This is a genomic window from Kocuria subflava (assembly GCF_012163155.1).
Classification (GTDB): domain Bacteria; phylum Actinomycetota; class Actinomycetes; order Actinomycetales; family Micrococcaceae; genus Kocuria; species Kocuria subflava.
On record NZ_JAAVUN010000083.1, the window covers coordinates 1 to 1,087 of the forward strand.

A 1,087-nucleotide genomic window follows, 5' to 3' on the forward strand; every position below is an offset into this window, starting at 1 on the left:
GGGTGCTTCTATGGTTTTCGTCAAGCGGCTAGGGCCACGGTGGGCGGGGTGGGTTCTTGGTAGAAAGATCCGTCGCGCAGCATGGCGTAGAGCACGTCGGTGCGGCGTCTGGCTAGGGCGATGATGGCTTGGTTGTGGCGTTTGCCCGCGGCTCGTTTCCGGTCGTAGTAAGCCCTGGAAGCAGGGCTGGCGTTGATGGAGGCGAACGCGGAGAGAAACAAAGCACGTTTGAGGACCTTATTGCCCCGCCGGGAGGGTGATTCCCCGCGAATCGAGGTCCCGGACCTACGTGTCACGGGTGCGATCCCGGCGTAGGAAGCCAGGTGCCCGGCGTCTTTGAAGTCCTTGCCCACGACTTCAGTGAGCAGCCGTGCTGCTGTCCTGACCCCTACCCCGGGCATCGAGGTCAGGACCTGGGTAAGAGGGTGCGCATCGACCACCGTGAGGATCTCAGTTTCGATCTCCACCCGCTGGGCGCCCAGTTGCGCGAGCTGGTCGGCCAGGCGCCCGATGATCTTCTCCGCCGCCGAGGTGCCCGTGACAGTCACGGTTTGTTCGGCCAGGGCGGTGAAGATCTCCTCGGTGAGTTTCTCCGCCAACCGGGGCGCGTGCTTCTTCAGTAGAGCTCGTACATGGCCGCGGCCTGCGCTCTTCAACCGGGCCGGGGAGGAGTACCTACCTAGCAGGGCAACCACGCCCGGGTGGCCAAGTCGCGGGCCGAGCACGCGTTCCAGGGCGGGGTGGATCTGGGTGAGGAACCCGCGCAGCCGGTTGCGGGCTTGGGTGATCTGAGAGGCGAGGTCATCATCGAAGCCACACAACATTGACAGTTCGGCGATGTCTTCCTCTGCCACGGTAATCCCACGCAGGGTGTGGGCCATGGTGCGGGCGGTGTTGGCGATAATGAACGCATCCCGGGCATCGGTTTTCGCTTGCCCCGGGTGCAGGTCCGCGACCCTTCGCATCGTCAGCCCGGGCAGGTAAGCCACCTCGATGCCCAGATCCTGGGCCACCGCGATCACCAGGGCACCGATGGTCTTGGGTTGATCCACAACCACCAGCACAGGCCCGTGAGTAGCGGCTAGGT

The 1,087-nt window shown here is 64.4% G+C and carries 1 protein-coding gene; it reads right to left on the reverse strand.

What is annotated here, in order from left to right:
- Positions 1 to 20: 20 nt before the first annotated feature.
- Positions 21 to 1,087: IS110 family RNA-guided transposase (locus GTW58_RS13045; protein WP_119933846.1), on the reverse strand; the 1,067-nt coding region annotated here is incomplete at its 5' end.